This window comes from Dongia rigui (assembly GCF_034044635.1).
Taxonomy (GTDB): Bacteria; Pseudomonadota; Alphaproteobacteria; order Dongiales; family Dongiaceae; genus Dongia; species Dongia rigui.
In genome coordinates this window covers 1,365,479-1,390,536 of record NZ_JAXCLX010000001.1, presented here as the reverse complement: position 1 = coordinate 1,390,536, position 25,058 = coordinate 1,365,479, and the positions used below count along the sequence as shown (strand labels likewise).

32 protein-coding genes are annotated in these 25,058 nt (G+C 63.7%); 17 read left to right on the top strand and 15 right to left on the bottom strand.

What is annotated here, in order from left to right; all coding sequences use genetic code 11:
• Window positions 1-157: 157 nt before the first annotated feature.
• The 5 genes from SMD31_RS06335 (at window position 158) to SMD31_RS06315 (ending at window position 4,950) form a co-directional block, all read left to right on the top strand.
• Window positions 158-421 (top strand): exodeoxyribonuclease VII small subunit, encoded by a 264-nt coding sequence (locus tag SMD31_RS06335; protein ID WP_320499963.1) that lies wholly within the window; start codon window positions 158-160, stop codon window positions 419-421.
• A 17-nt stretch (window positions 422-438) separates the two neighbouring features.
• Window positions 439-1,341 (top strand): polyprenyl synthetase family protein, encoded by a 903-nt coding sequence (locus tag SMD31_RS06330; protein ID WP_320499962.1) that lies wholly within the window; start codon window positions 439-441, stop codon window positions 1,339-1,341.
• 19 nt (window positions 1,342-1,360) lie between these two features.
• Window positions 1,361-2,764 (top strand): MATE family efflux transporter, encoded by a 1,404-nt coding sequence (locus tag SMD31_RS06325; protein WP_320499961.1) that lies wholly within the window; start codon window positions 1,361-1,363, stop codon window positions 2,762-2,764.
• A gap of 4 nt (window positions 2,765-2,768) precedes the next feature.
• Complete coding sequence (locus SMD31_RS06320) at window positions 2,769-3,512, top strand: TlyA family RNA methyltransferase (protein WP_320499960.1); 744 nt, start codon at window positions 2,769-2,771, stop codon at window positions 3,510-3,512.
• Between the two features lie 163 nt (window positions 3,513-3,675).
• Window positions 3,676-4,950: a class I SAM-dependent RNA methyltransferase gene (locus SMD31_RS06315; RefSeq protein ID WP_320499959.1), complete on the top strand. Its 1,275-nt coding sequence runs from the start codon at window positions 3,676-3,678 to the stop codon at window positions 4,948-4,950.
• A 1-nt stretch (window position 4,951) separates the two neighbouring features.
• Here SMD31_RS06315 and SMD31_RS06310 read toward each other — a convergent pair whose 3' ends face one another.
• The 4 genes from SMD31_RS06310 to SMD31_RS06295 form a co-directional block, all read right to left on the bottom strand.
• Complete coding sequence (locus SMD31_RS06310) at window positions 4,952-5,449, bottom strand: PAS domain-containing protein (protein ID WP_320499958.1); 498 nt, start codon at window positions 5,447-5,449, stop codon at window positions 4,952-4,954.
• A gap of 102 nt (window positions 5,450-5,551) precedes the next feature.
• The gene (aroC, locus tag SMD31_RS06305) at window positions 5,552-6,637 is read right to left on the bottom strand and encodes a chorismate synthase (protein WP_320499957.1); all 1,086 of its coding nucleotides are present in this window, start codon (window positions 6,635-6,637) and stop codon (window positions 5,552-5,554) included.
• A gap of 8 nt (window positions 6,638-6,645) precedes the next feature.
• Entirely contained in the window at window positions 6,646-7,488 is an 843-nt protein-coding gene (fabI, locus tag SMD31_RS06300; RefSeq protein ID WP_320499956.1) for an enoyl-ACP reductase FabI, read from the bottom strand.
• Between the two features lie 367 nt (window positions 7,489-7,855).
• On the bottom strand, window positions 7,856-8,254 hold the full coding sequence (locus tag SMD31_RS06295; protein WP_320499955.1) for a low affinity iron permease family protein: 399 nt from the start codon (window positions 8,252-8,254) through the stop codon (window positions 7,856-7,858).
• Between the two features lie 200 nt (window positions 8,255-8,454).
• Between SMD31_RS06295 and SMD31_RS06290 the strand changes: the two genes are divergently transcribed.
• The 4 genes from SMD31_RS06290 to SMD31_RS06275 all read left to right on the top strand — a co-directional run bounded on the left by SMD31_RS06290 (window position 8,455) and on the right by SMD31_RS06275 (window position 11,895).
• Window positions 8,455-9,018, top strand: a complete 564-nt coding sequence (locus SMD31_RS06290; protein WP_320499954.1) for a fasciclin domain-containing protein — start codon at window positions 8,455-8,457, stop codon at window positions 9,016-9,018.
• A 138-nt stretch (window positions 9,019-9,156) separates the two neighbouring features.
• Entirely contained in the window at window positions 9,157-9,771 is a 615-nt protein-coding gene (locus SMD31_RS06285; protein ID WP_320499953.1) for a general stress protein, read from the top strand.
• 196 nt (window positions 9,772-9,967) lie between these two features.
• Entirely contained in the window at window positions 9,968-10,915 is a 948-nt protein-coding gene (locus SMD31_RS06280) for a diacylglycerol/lipid kinase family protein (RefSeq protein WP_320499952.1), read from the top strand.
• Window positions 10,912-11,895, top strand: a complete 984-nt coding sequence (locus tag SMD31_RS06275; protein WP_320499951.1) for an inositol monophosphatase family protein — start codon at window positions 10,912-10,914, stop codon at window positions 11,893-11,895. Before SMD31_RS06280 ends, SMD31_RS06275 begins: the two co-directional genes overlap by 4 nt.
• Before the next feature lie 25 nt (window positions 11,896-11,920).
• Here the strand turns inward: SMD31_RS06275 and SMD31_RS06270 are convergent, their stop codons facing one another.
• The 6 genes from SMD31_RS06270 to SMD31_RS06245 form a co-directional block, all read right to left on the bottom strand.
• The gene (locus SMD31_RS06270; RefSeq protein WP_320499950.1) at window positions 11,921-12,184 is read right to left on the bottom strand and encodes a hypothetical protein; all 264 of its coding nucleotides are present in this window, start codon (window positions 12,182-12,184) and stop codon (window positions 11,921-11,923) included.
• Between the two features lie 53 nt (window positions 12,185-12,237).
• Window positions 12,238-12,552, bottom strand: a complete 315-nt coding sequence (locus tag SMD31_RS06265) for a hypothetical protein (RefSeq protein ID WP_320499949.1) — start codon at window positions 12,550-12,552, stop codon at window positions 12,238-12,240.
• A 126-nt stretch (window positions 12,553-12,678) separates the two neighbouring features.
• Entirely contained in the window at window positions 12,679-13,026 is a 348-nt protein-coding gene (locus SMD31_RS06260) for a hypothetical protein (RefSeq protein ID WP_320499948.1), read from the bottom strand.
• A 188-nt stretch (window positions 13,027-13,214) separates the two neighbouring features.
• Window positions 13,215-13,763 (bottom strand): PAS domain-containing protein, encoded by a 549-nt coding sequence (locus SMD31_RS06255; protein WP_320499947.1) that lies wholly within the window; start codon window positions 13,761-13,763, stop codon window positions 13,215-13,217.
• Between the two features lie 166 nt (window positions 13,764-13,929).
• The gene (locus tag SMD31_RS06250; RefSeq protein WP_320499946.1) at window positions 13,930-14,226 is read right to left on the bottom strand and encodes a DUF2798 domain-containing protein; all 297 of its coding nucleotides are present in this window, start codon (window positions 14,224-14,226) and stop codon (window positions 13,930-13,932) included.
• The gene (locus SMD31_RS06245; protein WP_320499945.1) at window positions 14,223-14,549 is read right to left on the bottom strand and encodes a putative quinol monooxygenase; all 327 of its coding nucleotides are present in this window, start codon (window positions 14,547-14,549) and stop codon (window positions 14,223-14,225) included. Before SMD31_RS06245 ends, SMD31_RS06250 begins: the two co-directional genes overlap by 4 nt.
• A 129-nt stretch (window positions 14,550-14,678) precedes the next feature.
• Between SMD31_RS06245 and SMD31_RS06240 the strand changes: the two genes are divergently transcribed.
• On the top strand, window positions 14,679-15,554 hold the full coding sequence (locus SMD31_RS06240) for a LysR family transcriptional regulator (RefSeq protein ID WP_320499944.1): 876 nt from the start codon (window positions 14,679-14,681) through the stop codon (window positions 15,552-15,554).
• Window positions 15,555-15,725: 171 nt separating this feature from the next.
• On the opposite strand, the gene SMD31_RS06235 is transcribed toward SMD31_RS06240, so the two are convergent.
• Both SMD31_RS06235 and SMD31_RS06230 read right to left on the bottom strand, forming a co-directional pair.
• Window positions 15,726-16,379 (bottom strand): SOS response-associated peptidase, encoded by a 654-nt coding sequence (locus tag SMD31_RS06235; RefSeq protein WP_320499943.1) that lies wholly within the window; start codon window positions 16,377-16,379, stop codon window positions 15,726-15,728.
• Between the two features lie 658 nt (window positions 16,380-17,037).
• A complete protein-coding gene (locus SMD31_RS06230) occupies window positions 17,038-17,946 on the bottom strand; it encodes a LysR substrate-binding domain-containing protein (RefSeq protein WP_320499942.1) in 909 nt (302 codons plus the stop codon).
• A 104-nt stretch (window positions 17,947-18,050) separates the two neighbouring features.
• Here SMD31_RS06230 and SMD31_RS06225 point away from each other — a divergent pair, with 104 nt between their 5' ends.
• Window positions 18,051-18,962 carry a DMT family transporter gene (locus SMD31_RS06225; protein WP_320499941.1) on the top strand — a complete coding sequence of 304 codons (912 nt, stop codon included), beginning with the start codon at window positions 18,051-18,053 and terminating at the stop codon, window positions 18,960-18,962.
• Window positions 18,963-18,965: 3 nt separating this feature from the next.
• On the opposite strand, the gene SMD31_RS06220 is transcribed toward SMD31_RS06225, so the two are convergent.
• Window positions 18,966-19,892 (bottom strand): DnaJ C-terminal domain-containing protein, encoded by a 927-nt coding sequence (locus SMD31_RS06220; protein WP_320499940.1) that lies wholly within the window; start codon window positions 19,890-19,892, stop codon window positions 18,966-18,968.
• Between the two features lie 47 nt (window positions 19,893-19,939).
• The gene (locus SMD31_RS06215) at window positions 19,940-20,449 is read right to left on the bottom strand and encodes an RT0821/Lpp0805 family surface protein (RefSeq protein ID WP_320499939.1); all 510 of its coding nucleotides are present in this window, start codon (window positions 20,447-20,449) and stop codon (window positions 19,940-19,942) included.
• A 154-nt stretch (window positions 20,450-20,603) separates the two neighbouring features.
• On the opposite strand from SMD31_RS06215, the gene pdxH reads away from it, so the two are divergent.
• From pdxH to SMD31_RS06185, 6 genes are all read left to right on the top strand, one after another.
• Window positions 20,604-21,254 (top strand): pyridoxamine 5'-phosphate oxidase, encoded by a 651-nt coding sequence (gene pdxH, locus SMD31_RS06210; protein WP_320499938.1) that lies wholly within the window; start codon window positions 20,604-20,606, stop codon window positions 21,252-21,254.
• A gap of 142 nt (window positions 21,255-21,396) precedes the next feature.
• On the top strand, window positions 21,397-22,389 hold the full coding sequence (locus SMD31_RS06205; RefSeq protein ID WP_320499937.1) for a cation diffusion facilitator family transporter: 993 nt from the start codon (window positions 21,397-21,399) through the stop codon (window positions 22,387-22,389).
• A gap of 181 nt (window positions 22,390-22,570) precedes the next feature.
• Entirely contained in the window at window positions 22,571-23,308 is a 738-nt protein-coding gene (locus tag SMD31_RS06200) for an SDR family NAD(P)-dependent oxidoreductase (RefSeq protein WP_320499936.1), read from the top strand.
• 101 nt (window positions 23,309-23,409) lie between these two features.
• Window positions 23,410-24,024 (top strand): hypothetical protein, encoded by a 615-nt coding sequence (locus tag SMD31_RS06195; RefSeq protein WP_320499935.1) that lies wholly within the window; start codon window positions 23,410-23,412, stop codon window positions 24,022-24,024.
• A 71-nt stretch (window positions 24,025-24,095) separates the two neighbouring features.
• Entirely contained in the window at window positions 24,096-24,302 is a 207-nt protein-coding gene (locus SMD31_RS06190; RefSeq protein ID WP_320499934.1) for a hypothetical protein, read from the top strand.
• Window positions 24,303-24,435: 133 nt separating this feature from the next.
• Window positions 24,436-24,759 (top strand): DHCW motif cupin fold protein, encoded by a 324-nt coding sequence (locus SMD31_RS06185; RefSeq protein WP_407652120.1) that lies wholly within the window; start codon window positions 24,436-24,438, stop codon window positions 24,757-24,759.
• A 12-nt stretch (window positions 24,760-24,771) separates the two neighbouring features.
• On the opposite strand, the gene SMD31_RS06180 is transcribed toward SMD31_RS06185, so the two are convergent.
• Complete coding sequence (locus SMD31_RS06180; protein WP_320499932.1) at window positions 24,772-25,053, bottom strand: hypothetical protein; 282 nt, start codon at window positions 25,051-25,053, stop codon at window positions 24,772-24,774.
• Window positions 25,054-25,058 lie beyond the last annotated feature (5 nt).

Below are 25,058 nucleotides of genomic sequence, written 5' to 3'. Positions count from 1 at the left end.
GTCAGTAGAATGCGCGCCATCGGCGCCGCGCGGCCGCCTTGCGACAGAAGGCCGCGCCGGCGCCATTTTGATTAAAAGGTAGGCACCGCCGATCGCTGCCCATGCTGGCATGCGTTCGATGACGAAAGTCTTACCGAAAGTATCGGGGAAACGCCGCATGGCTGAGAACAAGACGGAGAACGCGAAGCTTGGTGCCATTGCCGGCATGAGCTTCGAGGAAGCCTTGGCCGAACTCCAGGAACTGGTGAAGCGGCTCGAGCGGGGCGACAACAAGCTCGACGAGGCGATCAGCGCCTATGAACGCGGTGCGGCTCTCAAGCAGCATTGCGAGATGAAGTTGAAGGAAGCGCAGCTGAAGGTCGAGAAGATCGTCCTCGGCGCCGACGGAAAGCCAACGGCCGTGCCGGCCGATATCGACTGAAACAACGAATCCAGATCATGCAAGCCGAGGTCAAAGTGTCCATCGAGACAGCCCTGAATGATGCCGCCATGTCGGTCAACCGCAAGCTCACCGAGCTCATCAAGCCGGTGGAAGGTGCCGAAGCGCGCGTCATCGAGGCGATGCGCTATGCCACCATGGTGGGCGGCAAGCGCATCCGCCCCTATCTGCTGATGAACAGCGCCGCGATCTTCAACGTGCATGACGAATACGCGCTGCGTGCCGCAGCGGCCATCGAAATGCTGCATTGCTACAGCCTGGTGCATGACGATCTCCCCGCCATGGACAACAGCGATCTCAGGCGCGGCAAGCCGACGACGCACAAGCAGTTCGACGAGGCGACGGCGATCCTCGCCGGTGACGGCCTGCTCACCATGGCGTTCGAGGTGCTCTCGCATCCCGACACCCATCCCGATGGCGATGTGCGTGCACAGCTCTGCCATGCGCTCGCTGTCTCGGGCGGCGCCAACGGCATGGTCGGCGGGCAGATGATCGACTTGCTCGCCGAGAACCAGCAGCTCGATATCGGCGCCATTACGCGCCTGCAGCGCATGAAGACCGGCGACATCATCGCCTTCTCCTGCGAAGCCGGCGCCATCCTGGGCCATGCGTCGAAGGAACAGCGCCACGCCCTCATCGGCTATGCCCATGATCTGGGCCTTGCCTTCCAGATCGTCGACGACCTCCTCGATGCCGAGGGCGATGCGGCCGAAACCGGCAAGCCCACGGGTGCGGATGCCGCGGCGGGGAAGGCCACCTTCGTCTCGATCTTAGGGCTGGATCGCGCGCGCCAGCAGGCGAAGTTGCTGGGCGACCAGGCGAAGGCCCATCTCGAGATCTTCGGCCAGAAGGCCGATGCGTTGCGCTGGATGAGCGACTTCGTCATCAACCGCAAGAGCTGACGACAACAGGATAAAAGACATGACGACCCTTTCCGCTGGCCCCCGGAAGGGCGCCGCGGAAAGCCGGTTGCCCCTCCACCAGGACATTTTTGCTACCATCGGTTTGGCAGCGCCCATCGCTGTTGCGCTGCTGGTTGAAATGGCCATGGGTGTGACCGAATACGTCATGGCGGGTATGCTCGGTACCGACGCGTTGGCGAGCGGCGGGTTTGGTGCGCAGTTTCTCTATGTGCCCAAGATCCTTGCCATGGGCGTCCTCTATTCGGTGGCGGCCATGGGCTCGCATGCTCATGGCGCCGAGAAGCCAGATGAACTGCTGCGCATCCTGCGCCAGGGCTTGCGGCTGGCCACGATTCTTTCCATCCCGGTGATGCTGATCATGCTGGGCCTCGCCCCGGTGCTGCGGCTGCTTGCCGCCCATCACAGCCTGGATATCCCGGCGATCGAGCAATTGATGTGGTGGGCGCTCCCCTCAGTGGTGCCATTCCTGTGGTTCCAGGTGATCCGTAGTTTCGTCACCATTTTGGGTAAGCCCGTGGCCATCACCGTCATCGGCCTCACGATCCTTCCCGTCTTCATCGGCGTGCTCTATCTGCTGATGTTCGGTTTCGGCGGCTGGGGCGGCATGGGCGTGCCGGCGATCGGGCTTGCCACCACAATCATCTGCTGGGTGCAGCTGGCACTGGGCATTCTCTATGTCACCCGCGCGCGTCCCTTCAGCAACTATCCGATCTTTGCGCATCTCATGCGGGGCGATGCCAAGCTGACCAGGGATATGCTGGTGGTGGGCGCCCCCATCGCCGGTGCCTATCTCTTCGAATCCGGCATGTTCTTCGGCTCGACCTCGGCGATGAGCGGCTTTGGCGGTGATACGCTGGCGGCGCATAACGTCGTTCTCAACATCACCAGCATCACCTTCATGATCCCCTATGCCATGGGCCAGGCGGGCACCGTGCGTGTCGGCTATGCCCTGGGCGCCGGCCGTCCTTATGACGCCAGGCAGGCAGGCTTTACCGCCATCGGTCTCGCCCTCACCTGGATGCTCGTGGCGGCCATTGTCATGTGGCTGGCGCCGCGCTGGCTCACCGGCTTCTATCTCGATCTCGACGACCCGGCCAACGCGACCGCCATCGCGGTTGCCATGACGCTCTTTCCCATCGCCGCCATCTTCCAGTTCTTTGACGGCCTGCAGGTCTCGGCGCTGGGCGCCTTGCGCGGCTACAAGGACACGCGCGTGCCGATGGCCATCGCTTTCATCGGCTATTGGCTGCTCGGCATCGGCGGCGGCATCGGGTTGGCCTACGTGCTGGACGTGCGCGGCCCCGGCGTTTGGTGGGGGCTGGCGATCGGTCTTGCCGCGTCCGGCTCCATGCTGCTCCTGCGCTTCCTCTATCTCTCGCGCCGCCGCCTCGTGCTAGATTGAACCGATGGCAAAGGAACGCGTCGATAAGCTCCTCGTGGACCGGGGGCTGGTGGAAAGCCGCGCCAAGGCGCAGGCGCTGATCCTGGCTGGCCTCGTCTATAGCGACACCAAGCGCATCGCCAAGGCCGGCGACCAGATCCCGCTCGAAGCACCCCTCAATGTGAAGGGCCAGGAACATCCCTGGGTCAGCCGCGGCGGGCAGAAGCTCGCCAAAGGGATCGAGGCCTTCGATCTGCCGGTGAAAGACATGATCGGCGCCGATATCGGCGCCTCGACCGGCGGCTTCACCGACGTGCTGCTGCATCATGGCGCCGCCAAGGTCTATGCCGTCGATGTCGGGCACGGGCAATTGGCGTGGAAACTGCGCCAGGATCCCCACGTCATCGTCCTGGAAAAGACAAATGCGCGGCATTTGACCAACGCGCAAATTCCCGACCCGCTCGACATGGTGGTCTGTGACGCCAGCTTCATCGGCCTGGAAACGGTGCTGCCGGCAGCCCTTGCCTTGACGCGCGACAAGGCCTGGTGCGTCGCCCTCATCAAGCCGCAGTTTGAAGTTGGCCCGGACCGGGTAGGAAAGGGCGGCGTCGTGCGCGATGCGGCCTTGCATGACGAAGTCTGCGCCCGCATCCGCGGCTGGTTCGAGAACCTGCCCGGCTGGACGGTGCTCGGCATCGTCGAAAGCCCGATCCTGGGGCCGGAAGGCAACAAGGAGTTTCTCATCGCCGCGCGCAAGGGTGACGCATGATCTCAACAACGCTATGCCAAGCGGCACCTGCTTCCCCCTCTCCCCTCGCGGGAGAGGGTCGGGGTGAGGGGGCCTTAAGAGCGGACTCGTTGTGCGACCCCCTCACCCGCTCGGCTACGCCTCGCACCCTCTCCCGCGAGGGGAGAGGGTTGGCAGGTGACGCATGAGCGAGCCTCTGACCGTCGAACTCGCCATCGAGGCACTGGGCGCGCAGGGCGATGGCATCGGCCATCACCATGGCGCCACGGTCTTCGTGCCCTATGCCCTGCCCGGTGACCGCGTGCGCGTGCGCCTGCAGGAGAAAGGCAAGAACGCCTTCGCCGGTCGGCTGATCGAGGTGCTGCAGCCGGCCCCCGGCCGCGTCGTGCCGCCTTGCCCTGTCTTCACCCAATGCGGCGGCTGCGCCATGCAGCATCTGTCGCTCGCCGATTATGCTGCCTGGAAGAAGGCGCAGGTCGCAGCGACCCTGGCGACACGCGGGATCCCCCTGCCGGAGAAGACCGAATGCGTCGGCACGGAGCCGGGTGCGCGGCGCCGCGCCGTCTTTGCCGCGCATAAGGAGAAGGACCAGGTCACACTCGGCTTCCACGCCGTGATGAGCCATGAGATCGTGCCGCTCGACGATTGCCTGCTGCTCACCGCCGCCTTGCGGGCCGGCCTGCCGTCTCTTCATGCGTTGGCGGCAGCGGCCCTTCACAACAAGCAATCGGCCGATCTGCAGGTGACGGAGACGCTGTCCGGCCTCGACATCCTGATGCAATCGGGCGACGCGTTGCCCGAAGCGCGGCGCCAGCCGCTGATCGCAGCGGCCAGGGCTGCCGATTTTGCCCGCGTCTCTTGGGCACATGGCAAGCGCCAGCCGGAACCCATCGTCATGGCGCGCGTGCCGCAAGTGCGCTTTGCCGACGTTGTTGTCGATCTCCCCATCGGCGGCTTCCTGCAGCCGAGCCTGTCCGGCGAGGCAGCACTGGTCGCAGCGGTGAACAAGGGCGTTGGCAAGGCCAAGCGCGTGGCCGATCTCTTCGGCGGCTGCGGTACATTCAGTTTTCCGTTGGCGCAACAGGCGCGTGTCTTGAGCGTCGACAGTGCCCGGCCGGCAACTGCGGCACTCGTCGCCGCCGTCAACCGGGCGCAACTCTCCGGCCGGGTCGAAGGCCTGACGCGCGATCTCGAACAGTCGCCGCTGCCGCCGCAGGATTTGAAGCCCTTCGATGCGGTGGTGTTCGATCCACCGCGTGCCGGTGCGGAGATGCAGTCGAAGATGATCGCGAAATCGATCGTCAAGCGCGCCGTCGCGGTGTCGTGCAACCCGGCAAGCTTCGCCCGCGATGCACGCATCCTCATCGATGCCGGCTTCGCGATGACGAGCCTTGTCATCCTCGATCAATTCCTGTGGTCGCATCACGCCGAGTTGGTGGCGGTCTTCACGCGCAAATAGATCAGACCAGTTCCAGGCGCGCGAAGGCGCACAGGACGAAGCCGACCTTTGGTCGCGTCTCTGCCGTGTCGGTTCTGGCGAAGGGCAATACCAGCATTTCCAGCGGCAGGTATTCATAGCCGGTGCCGAACGGAGCGCCGGTGAAGTAGTGCGGCTGCTGCCGGCGGATCACCGCGTCATAGACGGCGAACCAGCGTTCGGTATAGGGCGGCCCGACGCTGCTGAGATGCGCGCGGGTGAGATTGCTCGCCTTGAAATAGCGTTCGAACTCGCTGCCGAGATAGCGGAACAACACGTCGTAGCTGCGCGGGCCGGCGGTCGCGGGCGTGATCTCGCCCAGCAGAATCCAGGGCAGCAATTCGGGAAAATCCATCGGGTCGAAGCGGGCGCGGGTGGGCAGTTGGCCGCCCTCACCCCAGCCGCGCCACGCAGCTTCGAGCGCCTGCAAGGCGTCAGTCGAGATGCGGGTCGTTTCCTGCCAATGCATCTGCTGCTGCATGCCCCAAGATTTCCCCCGAAATCAGCCGATTGGGCTTATCCCAGCTGTATGCTAGGAATAATTAACTAACAGAAGATGAAGATTGTGTCCCGTGGGCGGCGCTCAGCCGATTTGGCCTCGGTGGCGGAGAAGGTGGTCGGCCAGCACGATGGCCATCATCGCCTCGCCCACCGGCACCGCGCGAATGCCGACGCATGGGTCGTGGCGCCCGGTCGTCACCACATCGACGTCCTCGCCGGTGGTGGTAACGCCCTTGCGCGGCGTGTTGATGGAGGAGGTGGGCTTCACCGCGAAACGCACGACGACGTCCTGGCCAGTCGAAATGCCGCCCAGGATGCCGCCCGCCTTGTTGCTGAGGAACGATACCTTGCCGTCCTTCATGCGCATCTCGTCGGCATTGTCCTCGCCGGTGAGTGTCGCTGAATCAAAACCGGCGCCGATCTCGACACCCTTCACCGCGTTGATGCTCATCATCGCCGCGGCGAGATCGGCATCGAGCTTGCCATAGAGCGGCGCGCCCAAGCCTACCGGCACGTTCCTTGCCACCACCTCGATGACGGCGCCGGTCGAGGAACCGGATTTACGGATGCCGTCCAGGAATTCCTCCCACACCACGGCCGTCGCGGCATCGGGTGACCAGAAGGGGTTGTTCTCGACCTCGGCCCAGTCCCAGGCGTGGCGGTCGATCTTGAGATGGCCCATCTGCACCAGGGCGCCCTTGATCTCGATCCCGCCGGGAACGAGGTGGTTGAGCACTTTCCGCGCCACGGCACCGGCCGCGACGCGCGCGGCCGTCTCGCGCGCCGACGAACGCCCGCCGCCGCGATAGTCGCGAATGCCCTGATACTTGGCCCAATAGGTATAGTCGGCATGGCCGGGGCGGAACTGGTCGGCGATACGCCCATAATCCTTGCTGCGCTGATCCTCGTTGCGGATCATCAGCGAGATCGGCGTGCCGGTCGTCTTACCCTGGAACATGCCGGAAAGAATCTCGACCGTGTCCGGCTCGCGGCGTTGGGTCACGAAGCGCGACTGGCCGGGCTTGCGGCGATCCAGCCAATGCTGGATTTCAGCGGCGTCGATGCTGATGCCCGGCGGCGTGCCGTCGACGACGCAGCCCAAAGCGGGGCCGTGGCTTTCGCCCCAGGTCGTGAAGCGGAAGAGATGTCCGAAGGTATTGTGCGACATTCGACTTTTTAAGATTCGGTCTTCGAGAAATTGCGCATCATCTCGCCGATCTCCGCGGCCGATTCCGGCCGCAGCATGCCGACGACGTTATAGCCGGCATCGACGTGGTGCAGTTCGCCGGTGACACCCTTGGAGAGGTCGGAGACGAAATAGAGACCGGCGCCGCCGACATCCTCGATCGTCACGTTACGCGCCAGCGGGGCATTGAGTTCGTTCCAGCGCAGGATCTGGCGGAAATCGCCGATGCCGGACGCGGCCAGCGTCTTGATCGGCCCGGCCGAGATCGAATTGACGCGGATGCCCTGGTCGCCGAGATCGGCGGCGAGATAGCGCACCGAGCATTCGAGTGCTGCCTTGGCCACACCCATCACGTTGTAATGCGGCATGACGCGCTCGGCGCCGAGATAGGTGAGGGTCACCAGCGAGCCGCCATTGGGCATCATATCCTTGGCGCGCTTGGCGACGGCCGCGAAGCTGAAGCAGGAGATGTCGAGGGTGCGCGCGAAATTGCCGCGCGTGGTGTCGACATATTTACCCTTCAGTTCGTCCTTGTCGGAAAAGGCGATGGCATGGACGACGAAGTCGAGGCTGCCCCAACGCTGTTTCAGCGTGGCGAAGGTGGCATCGATACTGGCATCGTCGGTGACATCGCAAGGGACAACGATATCGGCGCCGATCGAGGCGGCGAGCGGCTTCACCCGGCGCTCCAGCGCCTCGCCCTGATAGGTGAAGGCCATTTCGCCACCCTGGGCGGCGACGGCTTTGGCGATACCCCAGGCAATCGACCGGTCGTTGGCAACGCCCATGATCAGGCCCCGCTTGCCGGTCATCAAGCCTTTCACATCACTCATCTATTGACCCCAATTACTTGATTAACAAAGGTTATGGCCGGCATCCTACACCATAACACGCATGGGTCAATTCGGCCGCATCGCATGGGCGGCGTGCGGGAATGAGGTGGCAAAACCGGCGCGATTCTTCAGCCTCCCGCAGGCTTCGGGGGCGAATCTGCCTCCCGTTGCTGCCAATCCGGTTGCCGGCCGCCTAGATCGCGGCGCTGGCGCGATGGCCGGCGCAGCCAGATCCTTTGCGCCCCGGGGAATGGAACCTGGCGCCAGCCGTGTCGCCATCGGATACCCGCACCTTTTCTGGACGGGATGAGGCGTGGCCCTCTAGGGGGGCTGGCGGTCAGCCTGCCATGCGCGGGTGGCCGAGGCCTCAGCGCCCGCTCTTCTTTTTCTTGGCGTGCTCGCGGCGCACGACCTTGGCCTGCTCTTCGCAGCGCGTGCGCAATTCTTCGAGTTCGTCTTCGGTGAGATGCTCGACGCCGATGAAATCATTGCTGGCCGGGCGGTGCGAGCGCAGCAATTCGTCAAGCTTTACCTGGATCGCGGCGCTGTCGCGGTTTTGCGTGTTCTGGATCAGGAACACCATCAGGAAGGTGATGATGGTGGTGCCGGTGTTGATGACGAGCTGCCAGGTGTCGGAGAAGCCGAAGACCGGACCGCAGGCCGCCCAGATAACGACGACGGCGCAGCAGGTGACGAATGTCAGCGGCCGGCCGGTGGCATGGGCCGTGGCGTTGGCGAATTGGGTAAAGCGCTGGGCAAGGCTCATGATGTTCCCGCGATACGAAGGTCTCATCCGGCAGGACCAAACCGCGCATCACGAATTTTGTTCCCTTACGCCGCAGACCGAGCGCGGATCAGCGAGGCAAAAAAGATTGTTGCCGTGCATCCGCCGGTGGCAGGCGGGCGTAGGGAAGGTCAGTGAAGCGCAAAGGGGCTTCACGGCAATCAATTCAGAGAGGCAATGCAATGAAAGCGAAGATGCTCGGCACGCTGCTGGCGTGCGTGATTGCGACCGGCTGCGCGGCGCAGGCCGATAGCGGCGGCTCGATGGCCAACCCGATGGTGGGCGGAGCGCCGATGTATCAGTCGAAGAACATCGTCGAGAATGCGGTGAATTCAAAGGATCACACCACCCTGGTCGCAGCGGTGAAGGCGGCCGGCCTGGTCGAGACGCTGCAGGGCCCCGGCCCGTTCACGGTCTTTGCGCCGACCAATGCGGCCTTCGACAAACTGCCGGCCGGCACGGTTGAAACGCTGGTGAAGCCCGAGAACAAGGCGACGCTGACGCAGATCCTCACCTACCACGTCGTCCCCGGCGCGCTTGATGCGAAGACCTTGGTGGCCGACATCGCCAAGGGCGGCGGCAAGGCGATGCTGAAGACCGTGAATGGCGAGGACCTGACGCTGGAGCAGAAGGGACAAGGCATCGTCATCACAGACATGAAGGGTGACAAATCGATGGTGACCATCGCCGATGTGCGCCAGTCGAACGGCGTCATCCATGTCGTCGACACCGTGTTGTTGCCGTAACAGCGGTTTAGGGTTACGCGCAAACTCCGAAACGACGCGCCGCGGCCGGATTATCCGCCGCGGCGCGGAACGTTGCCCCGCCATCGGGCATTCATCCGGCAAGTCGTTCATCTTCCTTCAGAGAGACGGAGATTTGCCATGAGCCGAACCGTGAGTGCGCTTTACGACAAATATGACGAGGCCGCAGCCGCGGTGCGGGAGCTCGAGGATGCCGGCATTCCCGCCGCCGATATCAGCCTGGTCTCCAACAATGTCGACAACCACTACCGTGTCGAGGCGGACAAGGAGACGGCCGGCGATATCGCAGCCGATGGTGCTGGCGCTGGTTCGCTAATTGGCGGCGGTGCTGGCTTGCTGGCGGGCCTCGGGGTGATCGCCATTCCCGGCATCGGCCCGGTGGTGGCAGCTGGTTGGCTGGCGGCGACCGCAGTTGGTGCGGCTGCCGGTGCGATTGCCGGTGCGATCGGCGGCGGCATCGTGGGCAGCCTGACCCGCTCGGGCGTCAGCGAAGAAGATGCCCATCTTTACGCCGAGGGCGTGCGCCGCGGCGGCAGCCTGGTTTCCGTGCGCGTCGAGGCGGACCGCGAGGCCGCGGTCGAACAGATTCTTCATGCCCACGACCATGTCGACCTCGCCGCGCGCGGCGGCGCATTGCGCGACAATGGCTGGCGCCAGTTTGATGAAAGCGGCCGCGCCTTCAGCGAAGAGGAACTCGCCCGGGCCCGACAGGATCCACGCCAGCCCTTGATCTAACGCGCGGCTCATCTACCTGTCTCGGGCCGAAGCCGGTCCTGGCGTCTCTTAGATCGAGTCCCGCGATGTGAGCGACGTGACCGGCAGCGAACCGAGACAGTATGAGGGCGCCTCCCACCAGAGGCGCCCTCATTGCTTTGATCCGCCATGTCGCGGGTGCGGGGAACGCCCGCTTTGACCAGGTGTTGGATGGATCATGCAAACACTTCTTGTTCATAACAAATCAGCCGGTGCCGGCCATCTGACGCCCGCCGAACTCACCACCGCGCTCGAAGCCGGCGGCCTCACCGTGCGCCATTGCGCGCCACAGGACGCGCAGCTCGACCGCTGCCTTGCCGAACCTTCCCAGATGGTCGTGCTGGCCGGCGGCGACGGCACCGTCGCGCGCATCCTTGCCAAGCTTCCCTTCCAGAAGCGTGTGGTGGCCATCGTGCCGCTGGGCACAGCCAACAACATCGCCCAGTCCTTGGGCATTCTCGATCCAGCGCAACCCGGTTCCGGCAATGAGATCGTCACAGCCTGGCGCCATGCCGACCGGCGTGGCCTCGATATCGGTCGCGTCAGCGGTCCCTGGGGACAGACGCGTTTCGTCGAAGCGGTGGGCATCGGACCACTGGCCAAGACCATCCTGCAATTCAAAACCGAAGGCGTCACGGCGGCCGACAGCATCCGCTTGGGCCGAGAGGCCTTCCGGCATGCGCTGGCCCATGCCGAGCCGTTGCGCTCGACGATTGCGCTCGACGGCGTGCCCGTGCCGGCACCCTTGCTGCTGGCCGAGGCGATGAACATTCAGCATGCAGGGTCGCGCCTGCATCTGGCGCCGGCGGCCGAAACCGATGACGGCTATTTTGATGTCGTCACCGTGGCGCCCGAACAGCGCGACGATATGCTGGCATGGATCGATGGCGGGTGCAGCGGTGTTGCACCCCTGAGCGTGACCAGGGCGCGGTCGGTCGAGATCGACTGGCGCGGCGACCCGCTGCGCATTGATGATTACGGGCCCGAAATGCGGGTACATGAGGGGCGGGTCAGCGTGAACTTCCTTGCCGAGCGGCTCGAGGTTCTCGTGCCATCGGAACGCGATCGCACAAATGCGGCCGCTGCAGCCCCCGGCAGGGGCCCGGACATCGAGGTGGCGTCATGAACATGCATCTGGTGCGCGGCGATCCGGCCTTCGACCCCGTCGCCGCGGCCGCGGTGGGTATTCCCGATCTCGATGCCGCGTTGCTGCGGCGGATCGAACACACCGCGCTCGATCTCGCGCATCTCGCCGGTGCCGAGATCGTGCAGCAGCTGGGCCGCAACGTCACCATTCGCTACAAGGCGGTCGATCCGGCCAAGGTGGTGGCGCAGGCAACGAAGGAACAAACCGCATCAGCGGCCCACAATCCAACGCAACCGATCAACCTCTTTCGCGACCCGGTCTCCGAAGTCGATCAGAATGTCGAGCGCATGATCCGAGCGCGCCTTGCGGTGGCCTTTCCCGCCCATGACGTGCTGGGCGAGGAGATCAGCGACGCCCCAGGCGGCGACAGCGATTTTGTCTGGGCGATCGACCCGGTCGACGGCACGACCAATTTCATCAACGGTTTCCCGCTCTTCGCCGCCTCGATCGGCGTGCTGCATCGGGGCCGACCGATCGCCGGCGCCGTCTGGTGTTCGGCCAGTCATGCGCTCTATGCCGGTGTCTATCACGCCTGTCTTGGCGGCGATGTCTGCTTCGATGGCGAGGCGCTGCGGCCACGGCTCAATCCCGGCATCCGCCGCCGCCTGGCCGGCGAGCCGCAGGCGGTGCCGGATGTCGATCTGCCGTGGGAGGTCCGCAAGACCGGATCGGCGGCCATTGAATGCGCCTTCGTAGCAGCGGGGCTGCTGCGGGTCGCGCGATTCGAGCGACCGAACATCTGGGACGTGGCGGGCGGCCTTGCCTTGGTGCAGGCAGCCGGTGGCGCCGTGCTGACCTATGCCGAGCGAAATTGGGCGAATTTCACGGCGTTCGAGGCGCCGGCGGCGGCGCAAGGCCGTGCCCCGCATTTGCGGCAATGGCACCGCCCCATGATCATCGGCGATCCGGAAGGCGTCGCCTTGCTCGGCGCACGCTACGGCGCGCCCGTCCATAATTGATTCCGCCCATAAGTGATTCCGGCCATCACTGATTCTGTTTTTTGATGAAGGGCGGCGGCAGGGTATGCGGCACGCGCGGGTCGGTCGGGAAGGGATCCTGGCCGAGGGGGCGCAAAGAGGGTGGTGTCACCGCCCCCGAGGGCGGCTTGTTGATGATCTCCCGCGGATTGGGGCGCGGGTCGAAGGCATCGATGCAGGCGCTGCGGCGCGGTTCAATGAGATCGCTGCATTTGGTGCCGCTGGGATAGCCGGTGTTGTTCTGGGCGATGGCAGATCCCGTCGCCAACATCAGAAAAGCGGCGGCGAGCCAAGCCCGCCGCCATATCTGATGCCGCGCGCCTGTCACTCCTTGATGCCCAAGACATTGCCGACGGAATCGACGGTGACGTCATAAGTCGCACCATCGGAGACGGCCGTGCCCTGATAGATGCCGGGCGTCACGCTTTCCAGCCCGGAGACCTGGTCATAGCCCGCATTGAGGATCCACAATTTGGCCTCGTCGGGCGAGACCGGCTGCGGCACCGTGGCCGTGTCGCGCGCATTCGAGAGAAGGATGTTGGCAGCGTCGACGTGTCCGCCACCGATCGCCGCAGCCGAGCCGCTGAGGCCCGCTACCAGGACCCAGGTGCTGATCACAAGATGTCGTTTTCGCATCACGAACCCTCCACCGAAAGATGGCCCCGAACAAGCGGGGGCTCGTGTCAGAAACGGGATAGCGGCAGAACCGGTTCCCCCTGCCAGCGTCTATGTCTTGACCAATCAGGGTTAATGCCCGGCGTGATATCAGTGCCCGACCGACTTCTTCTTCGGATAGGGCGTGATGCCGGTCGACCCCTTGTCGAGGCCGGTCGACCCCGGCGCATCCGGATTGCGCTGCAGGCCTTCGCTTGGCAGCGGCGAGGTATGCATCAGGCCGGGCTTGTCGCCGTCATTGCGGCGCGTGTCGGATGGGAGGCGCGGTTCGTTGCGCCGCGTGTCGCTTGCGGTTGGCGGCAGCTTGCGGCAATTCGCTGGACCCGTGCCGCAGCGCGTCGGATCGCGCAATTGCCCGCTATCGGCCAAGACCGTTCCAGGTGCCAGCAGGGGCACCAACAGGGCGGCCGTCACGGCGTAGATCGCTGCTCGTTTCATGCTGCCCTCCCGCCTCGCTCACGTTTTCCCATAAAGCCAGGAAACAGCGCCGGGGACTGCCGGTTGCATAACAGAACAGATTTAGGTCGGCGCGGCTCTGCTTCAAGCCTTGCCACGTGCGGCTGATCGCGCCGATGCGTGCGTCGGGCCGATATGCTTCAGGCCCTTATGCGTCAGGCCCTTATGCGTCAGGCTGGCCGCGCCAGGCGCAGGCGGCCGATGTCCATGCCTTCCTTGGCCACATAGTCTTCCAGCACCAGGCACTGGGCAACGGTGCCAGCCGCATCGACCAGCGGGCAGATCAGGTATTCGACATCGAGCGCCGTGTGATGGTTGAGCTGCGCAAAGGCCATGCCGATGCCCGGCTGCTTGGCGTCGCAGACGGCGCGGTAGGCGTTGACCAGATCGCTCGTGGCGCAGATATCGAAGGCCAGTTCATCCAGGAACGTGCCGGTGAAATCGAGACCGGAAAAATGCACCACCGCCGTGCCCACCAGGCGGTAATAGATGCGGAACGGATCGCGGTGAATGTCGACGATCAGCACATAGGGCAGCAGCGATTTGATGTCCGCCGGGTCGATATCGGCACGGGTCGGCAGCGCGTCGTTGCGGCGCGACAGCCAATAGCGATAAAGCGCATCCACCCGCAGCGAGCGGAAGCTGGGTGCTTCCGTCTCTACCAGGCTGAACGACGCGCGATCCGGTTTGATGACATCGACGCCCATCTCGGTCGTCATCCTTTCGCTCACCCAGAAGCCGGCCCCGCCCGCGATAGCACCCTCAGGTCAATCACGGGTTGCGCCGACATGGCCACCAACACGTGGAAGTGTGGTGGGGGAAGTTTGGCGGCGCAGGTGTTAACGGATGGTGAAGATGGCCTGCGACCAAGCTGGGACGAAACTGTTACTTGACGCTGCCTTGGCCATTTCCGGGGCTTTCCACCAGCAGGGCGACAACACGTCGGACAATCGGCATCACCATTAGGGCTGCCGGAAACGCGATCATGTAGGAAACGCCCCAGGCCTGCAGCAATCGCCCGGCCGTCACATCGGCAATGCCGATTGCCTTGATGGTCGAGATGCTGGAAACGATGCCCGACATCAGCAGCGACAGGATCATCGGCATGACGACGAAATGGGCGCGGGCCGGCAATTTGCGCCAGCGAAAGCGCGTTGCATCTGTGGCGATCCTAGTGCTCATGACAGCCAGTCCTTCCCCATCGCCTCGATCCGTTCGACCAGGTTGCGTGCAAAGAAGGCACGGGTATGGGGCTGCTGCATGTGCGCTTCGAGATCGGCAGCGCCGACGAAGTCTTCGATCAACAGGAAATGATCTTCGGCACTCAATGCCTGAAAGAATGTGAAGCTGACGCAGCCGGCTTCGCGCCGCGTCGCCGTTTCGAGATCGGCGAGGGCGGCGCGCAAGGCAGCGGCCGTGCCCGTCTTGCCGGTGATATGCACGATCTTGCGCAAGGTGGCGCGGCTGGCATAGGTATTGGCGTGGTTGATGTTGCGTTCCGACATGGTTTCTCTCGCGTCCAAGGAGATATGCCCCTAACTTGCCCGTGTTGGTGCCCGTGTTAAATTCCCCATCGATTCCCATCGACTGTGCAGAAATCGAGGATGGCCGGTGCGCGCGAACGACATGAAGCAATGGATGGCAGGACGGGCGGGCTGATGCTCGATTGGGACGATCTGCGCTATTTCATGGCGCTGGCGGATAGCGGTAGCCTCGCCGCCGCAGCGCGCAAGCTCGGCGTCGAACATGCGACGGTCGCGCGGCGTGTGGCCGCGCTGGAAGATCGACTGGGCACCGCTTTGGTGGATCGGCGCACGCGCCGCACCCAACTGACCGAGGCCGGGCGCAAGGTTGCTTCCCGCACCCGCGCGATGGAAGACGAGGCCTTTGCCATCGAGCGCGATCTTTTGGGCAATGGGCCGGAAGCGGCGATCGAGCTTGCCGTCAGCGCGCCGCCGCAATTGGCCGTGCTGGTCGCCCGCCGCCTCGTCGCATTTCAGTCAGTCCAGCCGACCCTTCGCCTCACCTTGCTCGGCCAGACGCGCAATGTCTCGCTGCAGCGACGTGAGGCGGACATCGCCTTGCGCCTGTTCCGCCCGCAGGATGACGGCCTCATCATTCGCAAGGTCGGGACGCTTTGCTATCGCCTCTATGGCTCCAGCGCCTATCTCAGTGCCCATCGTCAGAGCGACCGTGACTTCATCGGTTTTGACGAGGGGCTGGACGACCTGCCGCAACAGGTGTGGCTGAAGGCGCAGATGGGTGACAAACCCATGGTTCTGCGCAGCAACGACCTCGGCGTCCAGGCCGAAGCGGCCGCAGCCGGCATCGGCCTGGCCGTGCTGCCAGCCTTCGCCGCCAAGGCACATCAACTGAAAGCAGCCGATCCCAAGGCGCCGGTCTTCATGCGCGACATCTGGCTTACCTTTCATCGCGATCTGCAAAAGAACGCGGCGGTGAAGGCAACGGCAGCGTTTCTCGCGACGTGCATGCCGCAGGAAACAGGGTAGGGTGGTTGGAACGAGACTGAACGCGGCCCCCCACCCAACCCTCCCCCCTGAAGGTGGGAGGGCTTTGGAATGAGGTGGCCGCAGCTGCTACTCCTCCCACCTTCAGGGGGGAGGCCGGGAGGGGGGCGCCAAGTGATGTTTCTGAGAAACCCGCGCACGGAACCCGCCAACTCACGCCACCAGTTCCGGCCCCTCGTTCTTCACATTGTTGACCAGCGTCGAGACGACGCGTTCTTTCAATACATCTTCAGGAGCTGCGCGCATCAAAGTCGCCGCTTCATCCGGTGTACCGTTCAGCCACAGGTCGAAGGCCTCAGGTGCTAGAATCACCGGCATGCGGTCGTGATAGAAGGACATCCAGCGATTGGCGGTGGTGACGACGATGGTGAAGGATTGCACCTGCTCGGTCCCATCCTTCGACCGCCAGGTTTCGTGGAGGCCCGCCAGCGCCAGCGGTGCGCCGTCGACGCGCGCAAAGAGATGCGGGATCTTCCCGCCCTTAGGTCCGGTCCATTCATAGAACCCATCCGCGGGCACGATGCAGCGGCGCTGCTGGAAGGCGCGGGCGTAAGTGGGTTTTTCGCGCACCGATTCGGCGCGCGCGTTGAAGGTCGCGAATTCGGCCTTGCCCGCTTTCGACCAGGCGGGAATGAGGCCCCATTTCTTGACGGCGATCTCACGGTGCTGCGGTCCCATCACGATGACCGCCACATCCTGCGTCGGCGCCACATTGTAGCGGGCCTGGAAGTTGGGCGGCGGACCCTTGATGTCGAAATAGCTCTGCAACTCGGTGATCGCCTTACCCTGCACAAATCGCCCGCACATGCCGCGAGATGGCTCCTTCCCGGCCGGTATCAGATTTTGGCTAAGCCATCTTTGCGAGGTGCTACGCCGCGAGGCAAGCGGATGGCGACGCGGGGCTTTAAGCCCAATTTCCTAGAGCCCTGATGGGCATTCACCGCGGACGGGCATTCACCGCGGCAGCCGCTTTCGGCCTGCCCGCGGGATGTCATGCCCCGGCGAGATCGCCGGTTAGGGATTCTTGAGGTCGTGTTCCGTGCCTCGCCTTAGCACTCTCTTTAGAGTGCGAAAACGCTGAGGGCGAGTAACCCGCCACCCAGAAAAAGCAGAGAAGCGACCCAGAGTCCCACCATGGTCATATTGGTCATGGTCTCTCCCTATCGCCCCTGACGGTTGCTCAATTCTGCGGCAGAAAATTCTGCCTCGTCCCACCCATCGTTGCCGCCATCTGCTTCCACCGCTTCTTGCGAGCGGTTTCGGACTAAACGCGTGCTAGGTGCCGTACTCCCAATCGGTATTCGACTGGTTCGTTCCCGGCAATTTCTCCGATACCTCACAAACATGTCACCGCGCTAGTGCATTTCTCCCAGCCTTGCCACTTTTCACATCGATATGTGACATGCGGGGAAAAGAGCTTACGAAATGTGCAGATTGTTGCCGCTACTGCTCAATCGAACAGCAATCAGCGCGCGTCGCCTGTGAAACCCGCAATGATGTCTGCGCTCAGGCCCGCTTCGCGCCCGATGCGCCTGGCGAGTGCGCGCGCGGCATCGCGCATCGCGCCATGCGGGCGGTCCAGCCAATAGGATGAGGGGTTGATGACCGTGCGTTTGTCGAGAGCCACAAGTTTTCCTTGTTTGACGAGGCTTTCTGCAAGGGGCGGTCGCGCCAGCGCGATGCCGAGGCCACTCATCGCCGCATCGAGCACAAGGTTGTAATCCTCGAAGCGCCGGTCATGCGCGCGCGGTCTGAAATCGAGGCCAAGTGCCCCGAACCAGCTGCGCCAACCTGTCGCATCCGAATCATGGATGAGCGTCTGATCGAGGAGCCGCGCCGCATTGCCATGGAGGTCGATCTCGCGCGCAAGCTCAGGTGACCCGATCGGATAACACTGTTCCTCGAAGAGCTGCAGCGAGATGCGATCAGGGATGGCACCGCGGCCGCAGCGGATGGCGAGGTCGATGCCCTCATCGGCAAGATCGACATGGCGATGCTCGACCGAGAGCGTGATGCGCAAGCTGGGTTTCCCGTTCTCGAGTTGCTTCAGGCGCGGCATCAGCCACAGCCCGCAGACCGAGGGGATCGACGAGAGGCGCACGACGGCCGGGCCCCGCTGCTCGGTCCAGCGTTCCGAGGTATCGGCGATGAGGGCGAAGGCCTCGCTGGTGCGCAGATAGAGGCGCTGCCCTTCCGGTGTCAGAGCGACACCGCGCGCCTGGCGTTCGAAGACCTTCAGGCCCAGCCAGTGTTCAAGCTTGGCGATCTGCCGGCTGATGGCGCCATGGGTGAGATTGAGGGCGCTGGCGGCGGCCGAGAACGAGCCGCCACGCGCGGCTGCCTCGAAGGCGCGCAGGGTGTCCAACGGGGGCAAGGAGCTGTGATCCATGCTCACAGCTGGGGGTTTAATTGTTCGTTTGTCAAGGAGCTCAGCCCCATAGAGACTGTCGGCCACGTACCCCATTGGCAGATAATCCTATGACCAGCACCACGCTCTCGCCCGCCAAAATGCCCGTGTTGGGGTCCGAAAAGGGCCTCTCACGCGGCACCTTGGTGGCCCTCTTCGTGACCATTCTCTCCTGGGCCTCGGCCTTTCCGGCGATCCGGGCGGGCCTCCAGGGCTTCGGGCCCATCGAGCTCGGCGCCGCGCGTTTTGCGATCGCCGCCGTACCAGCCGCCCTGTTCCTGATCGCGACCCGGCCGGCTTGGCCCAAGGGTGCCGAGATCTGGCGCTTTGCGACCGGCGGCATCGTGCATGTGGCGCTCTACACCGTGTTGCTCAACATCGGCGAGCGAACCGTCTCGGCCGGACCGGCGAGCTTCATCATCAACGTCAACCCGATCATCACCGCGCTGCTGGCCATCATCATCCTGCAGGAGCGGTTCGGCAAATGGGCCTGGGCTGGCACGTTGCTCTCCTTCACCGGCATCGGCCTCATCGCGCTGGGCGAAGGCTCGGCGATGAAGATCGATTTCGGCGCCATCCTCATTCTGGGCGCCGCGATGTGCCAGTCGGTGACGGCGATCGTCCAGAAGCCGCTTTACGCCAAGCACAAGCCACTCACGGTTTCCGCCTGGAACATGATCGTCGGCGCCCTGATGCTGGCCCCGGCCTTGCCCTCGGCCGTTGCAGCGGCACCGACCGTCCCCACGGAGGCCCTGTTCTCCGCGATCTATCTGGGGCTGGTGCCGAGCCTCATCGCCTATGGCACCTGGTCGATCGTGCTCTCGAAAATGCCGGCCAGCCGTGCCTCCAACTTCATGTATTGCGTGCCGCCGGTGGCAACGCTGATCGGCTTCGTCTGGCTTGGCGAAGCGCCGACACCGCTCGGCATCATCGGCGGCTTGCTGGCACTGGGCGGCGTGGCGCTGGTCAATTTCAAGAAGTGAACGTCAAGAAGTGAATTTGGACCGCACGTCGTAGGCGTGCGTCTTCGCCCATTCGCCGATGGCTTTTTCGAGATCGGCGTCGCCGTTCTTCGGCAGCGTCACGACAAAGCGCACATACTGATCGCCGCGCTGCTTGGTCTTCGCATTCAGGATGCCCTTGCCTTTGAGGCGCAATTGCGTGCCTGAATTGCTGCCGACCGGCACCTTCAACGCCACCCGCCCGTCGACGGTCGGTACCTCGATGGTACCGCCCAGCACCGCTTCAGGCAGCGAGATCGGGCATTCCAGCAGGATGTCGAAGCCGTCGCGCTCGAAATAGGGATGCGCCTTCACGCTCACCTCGACGAAGGCATCGCCATTGGCGGCACCGCCCTGGCCGGGCATGCCCTGGCCTTTCAGGCGCAGCTGCGCGCCGTCCTCGGTGCCGGCCGGCAGCGTCACGTCGATGGTCTTGCCGTCGGTCAGATTGACGCGCTTCTTCGCCCCCACCGCCGCATCGATGAAATCGACTTCCAGGCGATAGGTGACGTCGGCGCCGCGCATCTTGAAATTGGCGCGGCCGCGGCCGAAGCCGAAGAAGTCCTTGAAGATCTCGTCATTGTCGCTTTCGTCGAGCCCGAAATCCTTGGCCGTGCGGGCCCTGCCGGCACCCGCCGCACCACCGGGGCGGGCGCCCCAGGGATGGCCGCCCTGGAAGCCGGGCCGCGGATTGCCGTTGTCGTCGAGCTCGCCGCGATCATAGCGCCGCCGCTTCTCGGCATCCGAGAGCATGTCATAGGCTGCCGAGACTTCCTTGAACTGCGCCTCGATCTTCTTGTCGCCGGGGTTGAGGTCTGGGTGCAGCTTCTTCGCCAGCTTGCGATAAGCCTTTTTCAACTCGTCCGCCGTGGCGAGGCGGCCGACGCCGAGCGTCTTATAAGGATCCGGCATGGAATGTTCCGCCACGAGAATTCATCTGCATGGCGGAAAAATAGGGGCTAGCGGATGATTTTCCAAGTGCCATCGGGCTGGCGGCAGGCCGTGCCGGTGCCGGTGCTGCTTTGTCCCTGCGCGGTCACACCAGTCTGGAACTCGCGGCAGGTCTGGCCCGAGGCCGTCTTGGTGGTCTCGATCGGCTTGGTGTAGCCGCTGGTCTGGTTCTGCGGGTTGGACCAGGTGGCCTTTTGCCCATCCGGCACCTTGTTGAGCGCGTAATTGGCATTCTGATAGGAGGTCTGCTGGTCCCGGCGGTCGAGATAGGCGCCGACCTGGTTGCCAACGACACCGCCGGCCAGGGCACCAAGCCCAGCTGCCCACCACCAATTGTCCTTGCCGCCGATGGCGGCACCCGCCGCCGCACCGCCCAAGGCCCCCAGCACCGTGCCGGTGTTCTGTGACGAACCGCCATAGGAATTGGACGAGCAGGAAGCGAGCGGCAAGGCAAGGCTCGCCACCAGCAACAGGCTGATCGGCTTGAGCATCAGGCGGGTGGGGCTTTGCGTCGGCATCTGGGGACCCGTGTCAAAATGGCGCGTGATTCGGCAGCGCAATCGCAATGAAAATGGCGCCGTCCGGTTCCAAATTCAATGCTATAGCTTGCAGTCAAAGGAATGTGATGTTGGGGATTGTGATGTTCCGGGATTGTGATGGAAAGCCAAGACCATGAGTGAAACCGTTATCGATCAAGCCGAAGGCGCCCTCGACCCCCGCGCCCATCATCCCTGGGGCGAGCCCTTCGCCAAATTCGCCGCCTGGTTCGAGGAAGCCAAAACCTCCGAGCCCAATGACCCCAACGGCATGGCGCTGGCGACCGTGGGGCCTGACGGCATGCCCTCGGTCCGCATGGTGCTCTTGAAGGATTGGGACGAGCAGGGCTTCGTTTTCTACACCAATTTCGAAAGCAAGAAGGGCACGCAGATCTTGGCCACGCGCAAGGCCGCCATCGTGCTGCATTGGAAATCTCTGCGCCGCCAGGTGCGCGTCGAGGGCGAGGTCGAGGTGGTGAGCGACAAGGAGGCTGACGATTATTACCACTCGCGCCCGCGCTCCAGCCAACTCGGCGCCTGGGCCTCGATCCAGTCGCGCCCGATGCAGAACCGCTTCGATCTTGAAAAGCGCGTGGCGCTGTTCACCGCAAAGCACCCCATCGGCACCATCCCGCGCCCGCCGCATTGGTCGGGCTTCCGCATCAAGCCCAGCTATATCGAATTCTGGGAAGACCGCCCCTTCCGCCTCCACGACCGCGCCGTCTACACCCCAGCGCCGGGTGTCGATTGGGGCAAGGCCTGGGTGACGGAGAAGCTCTATCCGTGAGGGACGATCGATCATTCTCTTTTTCTCCTGTCATCCCCCGCGAAGGCGGGGGATCCACGCGTTTCTGTCGTCACATTGCTGACAAACTCGTGGATACCCCGGCCAAGCCGGGGCATGACAAGTTGATGCAGCGAGCGCGACCATGACCGCCACCCCCATCACCCGCGAGCAAGCCGCGCGGCTCATGAAGTTCGCTTCGGGCGCGGCGGTGGCGGCGGCCTTCGTTATGATCGGCATGAAGTTCTATGCCTATCTCGCGACCGGGTCAGTCAGCCTGCTTTCGACGTTGTTCGATTCAGCGCTCGACGTCGCGGCGTCCTTCGTCAATCTGCTGGCCGTGCGCCATGCGTTGATGCCGGCCGATGCCGAGCATCGCTTTGGCCATGGCAAGGCGGAACCCTTGGCCGGCCTGATGCAGGTGGCCTTCATCCTCGGCTCCTCCCTGCTGCTGCTGCTCGAGGTCTACGACCATTTCATGCACCCGAAGCCCGTGACCAGCCCGGGCCTCGGCATCGCCATCATGCTGGGCTCGATCGCCATCACCGGTGGCCTCATCCTGCTGCAGCGCCATGCCGTGCGGCAGACGGGCTCGGTCGCGATCAAGGCGGATTCGGCGCATTACGCCAGCGACTTCCTGGTCAATATCAGCGTCATCGCGGCATTGCTGATCTCGGCGCAGTTCGGCCTGTGGTGGACCGATCCGCTCTTCGGCCTCTGCGTTGCCGTCTACATCGCCTGGACCGCGATCTCGATCGGCCGGCAGAGCTATGACATGCTGATGGACCGCGAGATGGACAATGACGAGCGCCGCCGCATCATGGAGATCGTCCGCGCGCATCCCGAAGCAGTGAACCTCCATGACCTGCGCACCCGCATCGCCGGCCAGGACCGCTTCATCCAGTTCCATCTGGAACTCCCCGACACCATCTCATTGATCGAGGCGCATCGCATCTCCGACGCGGTCGAGGCCAAGCTGCAAGCGGCCTTTCCGGGGGCCGAGATCATCATCCATCAGGACCCGCATTCAGTGGTGACGCGCCGCCAGGACATCAAGGCCCGCATGGACCAGACCCATATCGACAGCAAGATATTGAGCCGCGTCGAACTGCTCGATGAAGATGAGAAGCAGGGGTGAGCGAAGACATTGGCGGGAATTGCGCGAGCGGGTATGAGACCTGTAACACCCCCTGCCCCCCCCAGCCACCGGGCTCGCAACAAAGGTGGAGTTCAAACCGGAGGGAGTCCCCTCCCCCCAACGTGGGGGAGGGTTAGGGAGAGGGGCATATGATGACAGATCGATTTGAAGCGAGACGAAAATGACCGACAGAAAAACCGTGATCCTCACCGGCGCCAGCCGCGGCATCGGCCACGCGACCGTGCAGCGCTTCTCGTCGGAGGGCTGGCGCATCATCACCTGCTCACGCGAAGCGGTGCCGGAGGAATGCAAGCGCGATCCCAACTGGACCCACCACATCACGGTCGACCTCGCCGAACCCGGCGACGCGCCGCGCTTCGTCGAAGAAGCCTTGGCCGTGCTGGACGGCGCTCCCGTCCACGCCCTCATCAACAACGCGGCGATATCGCCGAAGACCTCGTTCAAGGAACGCCTCGGCACATTGAACGGCGAAATCGCTGCCTGGCGCGAGGTCTACGAACTCAACCTCTTTGCCCCGGTGCAACTCGCCAAGGGCTTTGCCAAGCCGCTCGCCAAGGGCAAGGGCTCGATCGTCAACATCACCTCGATCGCCGGGCATTCGATCCACCCCTTCGCCGGCTCCGCCTATTCGACCTCGAAGGCAGCCCTCTCCGGCTTGACGCGCGAAATGGCCGGCGAGTTTGCACCGCTCGGCGTGCGCGTCAATGCCGTGGCCCCGGGCGAAATCGAAACCGCCATGATCGGTCCCGAATACGAAGCCCTGATCCCCCGCATCCCCATGGGCCGCATGGGCACCCCGGCCGAAGTCGCCGGCGTCATCTTCCAACTCTGCGGCCCCGACTTCGCCTATGTCACCGGCACCGAAATCTTCCTCACCGGTGGGCAGCATTTGGTTTAGAGGTTGGCGCGCCTGATCGTCGCCGCGCGGTTGACGAGTTCCTGAAATGCCGCCACACTTATGGCGAGTATTATTGCCACATCAACGTCCATGGAGCAAAAATGCGCCAATTGTGCCGAAACGCAACCGTCGTCGCCTTCGCCAGCATGAGCTTGGCGATATTGGCGGGTTGCCAAGGAAGCAAGCCGCAGCCGCTGGCGCAATCAGCGGGTGCAACAGCACCTCAATTGCCGCCGAGCAACTACGAATTTGTGGCGCCCGGCACAGTCATTGTGTGGCGCGATCTCAACTCCGGCGATGTATTCGAGGAGCATGTGAAGCAGCCAAAGGGCCGGATGATGGAATCGACGATCGGCGCGCGGCGCTCTTACGCCTATGTGCCCGATCCTTGGGCTGACAACGAGAACACAAGAGCCGCCGACATCGAGCCGCTGTTTCCGCTGGAGGTTGGCAAGCAGGTGACCTTTAAGCGCAATCCGCCGGCCGGCATGGCCACTGATGTGGTGAAAGTGGTGCGGACTGAGACATTGCAGCTGGCGATGGGGCCGGTCGACACCTATGTCATCGAAACCCGCTCGGAAATCCCATCGGACAATTGGGTGGGCGAAGCGACATTCTGGTACGCGCCATCGCTCAAGTGGCAAGTACAGATGACAATCAAAGATAACAAAGGCGACGATCGGCGTCGCCAGGTCGTCGAGATAAAGGCGCCGTAACGGCGCTGCGGGGGTGAACTTTGAATCTCTGTCCGCATTGCGAACAGCCGACGATATCGACGCTGCGGCGATTGCTCTTCTGGCCGATCCTTGGCGGAAAATGTCCTGCTTGTGGGGAGCGCTTCACCATACCGTTGCGGCGGCAATTGATTGCCGTCATTCCACTGGCATTCGCCGGCTGGTTTCAAGGGATGATGGGCGATGCGATGGTCGAAAGGGCGATGGCATTAGCGGCTGTCACCATTGTCGCATTGCTGCAAGTCTATTGGGGCACATGAGTGAAGAAGCGGGAAGGGGAGTTCTGGTAACTCAACGGTTGTCGCCGAAGAATGACGCTCGAAGTGCCGTACGTGGCACCACTCCCGATGTTGCGCTTTTCTCGGCCAAACAAGGGGCCCGCCAATCGTGAAAATGACTGATATCCCGTTCGGCACCACCGATTGGGCTGAAGTGCCTGTCACCGAGCACAAGGGTGAGACCGGCACGGCCCTGTGGCGCACGCGGCAGTTTGGTGACATCCGGGTCCGTCTGGTCGACTATTCGCCGGGCTATCTTGCCGACCATTGGTGCGAGAAGGGCCATATCCTCTTCTGCCTGTCGGGTGAGCTTCTGACCCAGCTCAAGGGCGGCCGCACCTACACCCTGAAGCCCGGCATGAGCTACCAGGTCGCTGATCAGGCCGAGCCCCACCGTTCTTCAACGCCAACGGGCGCGCGGCTGTTTGTGGTGGATTGATGGGGCGGCAGCTTAGCGGCTGAGGCGCTTCTGGTTCGCCCGCACTTTGCGCCTGACATGGGCGACGGTGGCGCGGGGGGTGAGTTGCGGGCTGAGACCCATCCAGCCGGTGAGGGCACGGGTCTGGAGGGCGCTGAGCGCTTCCATTTTCTCGCGCACCATCAGCTGCGATTCCGCCAGCGCCGCCTGGTCACCCAGTGCGATTTTCATCAGCCGCAGGGCGATCACCGTCTGTGCCTCGACAGCGAGCGTCATCGCATCAAAGCCGAGGCGCAGCCAGGTTTTCTGATTCATAAGGG

Bases quoted from the DNA above. Each gene is read 5' to 3' on its own strand.
- SMD31_RS06335 (WP_320499963.1), top strand. From the start codon at position 158: ATGGCTGAGAACAAGACGGAGAACGCGAAGCTTGGTGCCATTGCCGGC.
- SMD31_RS06330 (WP_320499962.1), top strand. From the start codon at position 439: ATGCAAGCCGAGGTCAAAGTGTCCATCGAGACAGCCCTGAATGATGCC.
- SMD31_RS06325 (WP_320499961.1), top strand. From the start codon at position 1,361: ATGACGACCCTTTCCGCTGGCCCCCGGAAGGGCGCCGCGGAAAGCCGG.
- SMD31_RS06320 (WP_320499960.1), top strand. From the start codon at position 2,769: ATGGCAAAGGAACGCGTCGATAAGCTCCTCGTGGACCGGGGGCTGGTG.
- SMD31_RS06315 (WP_320499959.1), top strand. From the start codon at position 3,676: ATGAGCGAGCCTCTGACCGTCGAACTCGCCATCGAGGCACTGGGCGCG.
- SMD31_RS06310 (WP_320499958.1), bottom strand. From the start codon at position 5,449: ATGCAGCAGCAGATGCATTGGCAGGAAACGACCCGCATCTCGACTGAC.
- aroC (WP_320499957.1), bottom strand. From the start codon at position 6,637: ATGTCGCACAATACCTTCGGACATCTCTTCCGCTTCACGACCTGGGGC.
- fabI (WP_320499956.1), bottom strand. From the start codon at position 7,488: ATGAGTGATGTGAAAGGCTTGATGACCGGCAAGCGGGGCCTGATCATG.
- SMD31_RS06295 (WP_320499955.1), bottom strand. From the start codon at position 8,254: ATGAGCCTTGCCCAGCGCTTTACCCAATTCGCCAACGCCACGGCCCAT.
- SMD31_RS06290 (WP_320499954.1), top strand. From the start codon at position 8,455: ATGAAAGCGAAGATGCTCGGCACGCTGCTGGCGTGCGTGATTGCGACC.
- SMD31_RS06285 (WP_320499953.1), top strand. From the start codon at position 9,157: ATGAGCCGAACCGTGAGTGCGCTTTACGACAAATATGACGAGGCCGCA.
- SMD31_RS06280 (WP_320499952.1), top strand. From the start codon at position 9,968: ATGCAAACACTTCTTGTTCATAACAAATCAGCCGGTGCCGGCCATCTG.
- SMD31_RS06275 (WP_320499951.1), top strand. From the start codon at position 10,912: ATGAACATGCATCTGGTGCGCGGCGATCCGGCCTTCGACCCCGTCGCC.
- SMD31_RS06270 (WP_320499950.1), bottom strand. From the start codon at position 12,184: ATGTTGGCGACGGGATCTGCCATCGCCCAGAACAACACCGGCTATCCC.
- SMD31_RS06260 (WP_320499948.1), bottom strand. From the start codon at position 13,026: ATGAAACGAGCAGCGATCTACGCCGTGACGGCCGCCCTGTTGGTGCCC.
- SMD31_RS06255 (WP_320499947.1), bottom strand. From the start codon at position 13,763: ATGACGACCGAGATGGGCGTCGATGTCATCAAACCGGATCGCGCGTCG.
- SMD31_RS06250 (WP_320499946.1), bottom strand. From the start codon at position 14,226: ATGAGCACTAGGATCGCCACAGATGCAACGCGCTTTCGCTGGCGCAAA.
- SMD31_RS06245 (WP_320499945.1), bottom strand. From the start codon at position 14,549: ATGTCGGAACGCAACATCAACCACGCCAATACCTATGCCAGCCGCGCC.
- SMD31_RS06240 (WP_320499944.1), top strand. From the start codon at position 14,679: ATGGATGGCAGGACGGGCGGGCTGATGCTCGATTGGGACGATCTGCGC.
- SMD31_RS06235 (WP_320499943.1), bottom strand. From the start codon at position 16,379: ATGTGCGGGCGATTTGTGCAGGGTAAGGCGATCACCGAGTTGCAGAGC.
- SMD31_RS06225 (WP_320499941.1), top strand. From the start codon at position 18,051: ATGACCAGCACCACGCTCTCGCCCGCCAAAATGCCCGTGTTGGGGTCC.
- SMD31_RS06220 (WP_320499940.1), bottom strand. From the start codon at position 19,892: ATGCCGGATCCTTATAAGACGCTCGGCGTCGGCCGCCTCGCCACGGCG.
- SMD31_RS06215 (WP_320499939.1), bottom strand. From the start codon at position 20,449: ATGCCGACGCAAAGCCCCACCCGCCTGATGCTCAAGCCGATCAGCCTG.
- pdxH (WP_320499938.1), top strand. From the start codon at position 20,604: ATGAGTGAAACCGTTATCGATCAAGCCGAAGGCGCCCTCGACCCCCGC.
- SMD31_RS06205 (WP_320499937.1), top strand. From the start codon at position 21,397: ATGACCGCCACCCCCATCACCCGCGAGCAAGCCGCGCGGCTCATGAAG.
- SMD31_RS06200 (WP_320499936.1), top strand. From the start codon at position 22,571: ATGACCGACAGAAAAACCGTGATCCTCACCGGCGCCAGCCGCGGCATC.
- SMD31_RS06195 (WP_320499935.1), top strand. From the start codon at position 23,410: ATGCGCCAATTGTGCCGAAACGCAACCGTCGTCGCCTTCGCCAGCATG.
- SMD31_RS06185 (WP_407652120.1), top strand. From the start codon at position 24,436: ATGACTGATATCCCGTTCGGCACCACCGATTGGGCTGAAGTGCCTGTC.
- SMD31_RS06180 (WP_320499932.1), bottom strand. From the start codon at position 25,053: ATGAATCAGAAAACCTGGCTGCGCCTCGGCTTTGATGCGATGACGCTC.